Annotated in this window: 2 protein-coding genes; both read right to left on the bottom strand. The window is 70.7% G+C overall.

Going from position 1 to position 4,350, the window contains the following annotated elements; genetic code table 11:
- A partial coding sequence (locus tag ACFVST_RS29220) for a type I polyketide synthase (protein WP_390156615.1) occupies positions 1-2,934 on the bottom strand: 2,934 nt, incomplete at its 3' end.
- Positions 2,935-2,960: 26 nt separating this feature from the next.
- Positions 2,961-4,350: beta-ketoacyl reductase (locus ACFVST_RS29215; protein ID WP_390156614.1), on the bottom strand; the 1,390-nt coding region annotated here is incomplete at its 5' end.

The following is a 4,350-nucleotide window of genomic DNA, read 5'->3' as shown; positions in this document are numbered from 1 at the left end:
CTCCAAACCAACCCCACCCTCAACACCCACCAACTCCGCCACACCCGCCACATCCCCACGCTCCACCACATCCCAAAACTCACCCTCCACACCACCACTGCCAGCGGCAGCGTCGCTCCCCGACGTCCGCTCCAGCTCCAGCCAGTACCGCTGCCGCTGGAAGGCGTACGTCGGCAGGTCCACCCGGCGCCCGCCCGGCAGCACCTTCGCCCAGTCCACCTCGACGCCGCGCACCCACGCCTCGGCCACCGACGTCATGAAGCGGTCCCAGCCGCCCTCATCACGCCGCAGCGACCCCACCACCGACGCAGAGAGCGCCAGTTCCTCGATCGTCTCCAGCACACTGTGGACCAGGCCCGGGTGGGCGCTGACCTCGATGAACCACTCGTATCCCTGCTCCAGCAGCGCACGCGTGGCCCCCTCGAAGTTCACCTGCTCGCGCAGGTTCCGGGCCCAGTACGCGGCGTCCACATCCGCGGTGTCCAGCCAGTCGCCGGTAACCGTCGAGAAGAACGGAACCCTGGAGGAGACCGGCGCCACCGGCGCCAGCGCCTCCAGCAACTCCTCTTCCAAGGCGTCCACATGACGGCTGTGGGCCGCGTAGGACACCGGCAGCCGCCGCGCCCGCGTCTCCCGCTCCTCACACACAGCCAAGAACGCGTCCAGCGCGTCCGCGTCTCCCGAGACCACCGTCGCACTCGGCCCGTTCACCGCCGCCACCGACAAGGCCCCCGGCCACGCCGCGATCAACTCCTCCACCTCCACCACCGGAGCCGACACCGACACCATGCCCCCCAACCCCGAAATACGCACCAACGCCTGACTACGCAGAGCAACCACCCGCGCCGCATCCTCCAACGACAGACCACCCGCCACACACGCCGCCGCAATCTCCCCCTGCGAATGCCCCACCACCGCACCAGGCACCACACCCACCGAACACCACACCTCAGCCAACGACACCATCACCGCCCACAACACCGGCTGCAACACATCAACCCGCTCCCACAACTCCACCGCATCACCCTCACCCCGCAACACCCCAACCAAAGACCAATCCACAAAAGGCGCCAGCGCCCGCTCACACTCCCCAATCCGCCCCGCAAACACCGCAGAGGACAGCAACTCCACCGCCATCCCCACCCACTGCCACCCCTGCCCCGGAAACACCAGCACCGGCCGCACACCCCGACGCGCCACACCCCGCACCACACCCCGACCCGGTCCCTGCGACGCCAGCGCCCCCAGGCCCTCAATCAGCTCCGTCCGGTCCGACCCCAGCACCACCGCCCGATGCTCCAGCATCGTCCGCGTGGTCGCCAGCGAAAACCCCACATCGACCGGATCAAGCGCCTCATCCGAGGCCACCGCCGCCGCCAGACGCTCCGCCTGGCCACGCAAGGCCGCCGCACCCCGCGCCGACAGCACCCACGGCACCACCGGGTCGGGCCCGGCCTGCTCGGAGGACCGCTCCACCGCCTCGCCCTGCACGGAGGACTCGGACGGCTCGGACGGCTCCGCCGGTTCGGCTGCCTGCTCCACGATCACGTGCGCATTCGTGCCGCTCACGCCGAACGACGAGATCCCGGCCCGGCGCGGCCGGTCCGCCTGCGGCCACTCCCGCGCCTCCGCCAACAACTCCACCCCGCCACCGGCCCACTCGATCTGCCCCGAGGGCTCCTCAACGTGCAACGTCTTGGGCAACACCCCGTGTCGTAGTGCCTGCACCATCTTGATGACGCCTGCCACACCTGCGGCCGCCTGGGTGTGCGCGATGTTCGACTTCACCGACCCCAACCACAACGGACGGTCCTCACCCCGCCCCTTCCCATACACCGCCTGCAACGCCTGCGCCTCAATCGGATCACCCAACGGCGTCCCGGTCCCATGCGCCTCGACCGCGTCCACCTCACCCGCAGAAAGCCCCGCACTCGCCAACGCCGCACGGATCACCCGCTGCTGCGACGGACCATTCGGCGCCGTCAGACCATTACTCGCACCGTCCTGATTCACCGCCGAACCCCGCACCACCGCCAACACCTCATGACCCAACCGCCGCGCATCCGACAACCGCTCCAACAACACCAGGCCGACACCCTCGCCAAGGCCGAATCCCTCGGCCGAGGCGCCGAACGCCCGGCACCGGCCGTCCGCGGCCAGGGCCCGCACCCGGCTGAACCCGACAAGGGTGCCGGGGCCGGACAGGATGGAGGTGCCACCGGCGATGGCCAGATCGCACTCGCCCGCGCGCAGGGCCTGTTCCGCCAGATGCATCGCCACCAGCGACGACGAGCACGCCGTGTCCACCGACACCGCCGGGCCCTCAAGGCCCAGCACATAGGAGATCCGGCCGGAGATTGCGCTGGAGGAGCTGCCGACGCTGAAGTGGCCCTCGACGTTGGCGGGCACCTGGGGCGCGCCCATGGCGTAGTGCTGGGTCACGTAGTCGGTGGTGACACCGCCCGTGTAGACGCCCACGGGCTTGCCGCGCAGGGAGTCCGGCGCCATGCCCGCGCGCTCCAGCAGCTCCCAGGACGCCTCCAGGACCACCCGCTGCTGCGGATCCATGGCCATGGCCTCATGCGGCGAGATGCCGAAGACCTCGGCGTCGAAGTCGGTGGCGTCCTGGAGGAAGCCGCCCTCGCGCACATAGGTCTTGCCTTGGGCGTCGGGGTCCGGATCGTATATCTCCGCGAGGTCCCAGCCGCGGTCCTCAGGGAGCCCGCCGATGGTGTCCCGGCCTTCGAGGACCACGTTCCAGAGGTCCTCGGGGGTCTGGATCCCGCCCGGGTAACGGCAGGCCATGCTGACGATCGCCAGCGGCTCCCGGGGCGCGGCTTCGAGTTCCTGGTTCTGCTGACGCAGACGCTCGTTCTCCGTCAGGGACGCGCGCAGCGCCTCGACGACCTGCTGCTGGGACGATGTGGTGCTCATCAGCCTTCAGTCCTTTTCGGTGTCGTTCACGATGTCGATGAGTCGTCGTTATCCGTGCCGGTGTCGCCAAGGGCGGCGCGGACCAGGTCGTCGACCTCCATCTCGGCGAAGGAGGAGCCTGGCTGCAGGCTGTCCTCGGTGCGGGAGCCGGTGTTCCCGGTCTCCGCCTCGGCGAGCCGGAGCAGAGTGCCGAGGATGCCCGCCTCGCGGATGCGCTCCAGGGGGACGGCGGTGATGGAGCGCCAGATCTCGGCATTGCTCAGCCGCCCGGGGCCGACCTCGTCGGCGGGAGCGTCGCCCGGTTCCAGGCTCGCCAGAACGTTCTTCGCGAGCGCCTCGGGGGTCGGGTAGTCGAAGACGAGGGTGGCTGGGAGCCTGAGCCCCGTCGCGGCATTCAGCCTGTTGCGCAGCTCGACGGCGGTGAGGGAGTCGATGCCCATGTCCTTGAACGCGCGGGTGGGATCGATGGCGGCGGACGAGCCGTGGCCGAGGACGACGGCCAGTTGGCCGCGGACCAGTTCCACGACCGTCCGCTCGTGGTCCGCAGCCGGGACCCTGCTCAGGCGCTCGGCGAGGCTCGGACCGTCGGTGGCGGCGGAGCCGCTCGCGGCCTGGCGTCGCGTGCCGCGGACCAGGCTGCTCAGCAGCGGGGGCAGAGTCCCCGAGGCGGCCTGCCCGCGCAGCGCCTCGCGCTTCAACCGGACCGGCACCAGCAAGGGCCGGTCGTCGTCGCCGACGGCATCAAACAGGGCCAGGCCGTGCTCCGTGCTGATGGGCGCCACACCGCCGCGCGAGAAGCGGGCCAGGTCGCCCTCGTCGAGCTGGCTGGTGACGGTGCTCGCCTCGGCCCAGAGACCCCACGCGAGCGACACGGCGGGGACTCCCTCGTTCCGGAGCCGGTGCGCGTAGGCATCGATGAACGTGTTCGCCGCGGCGTAGTTCGCCTGCCCCGGGCTGCCCAGGATCCCGGCGAACGCGGAGAAGAGGACGAAGGCGTCGAGGTCGAGTCCGCGGGTCGCCTCGCGCAGGTTGACGGCCGCGTCCACCTTGGAGCGGAACACGGCGTCGAGCCGCTCGGGCGTCAGCGCGGTCAGGACACTGTCGTCAACGACGGCGGCACTGTGCACGACGGCTGTCAGCGGACGCTCCGCGGCCAGACCGGCGACGAGTGCGCCGACCGCGTCCGCGTCGGCCGCGTCACACACCTCGACGGTGGCCGATGCGCCCGCGGCCTGCAGCTCGGCGAGCAGCTTGGTGACCCCGGGTGCCTCGGCACCCCGTCGGCCTGCCAGGACGATGTGGCGCATACCGCGGTCTTCGACCAGGTGGCGGGCGATGAGCCCGCCGATGGTGCCAGTGCCTCCGGTGATCAGCACCGTGCCCTCGGGATCCCAGACCGGGGGCATCGTCAGCACG

It is taken from the genome of Streptomyces sp. NPDC058045, assembly GCF_042885635.1.
Classification (GTDB): Bacteria; Actinomycetota; Actinomycetes; order Streptomycetales; family Streptomycetaceae; genus Streptomyces.
This window is presented reverse-complemented; position numbering and strand designations above follow the sequence as displayed.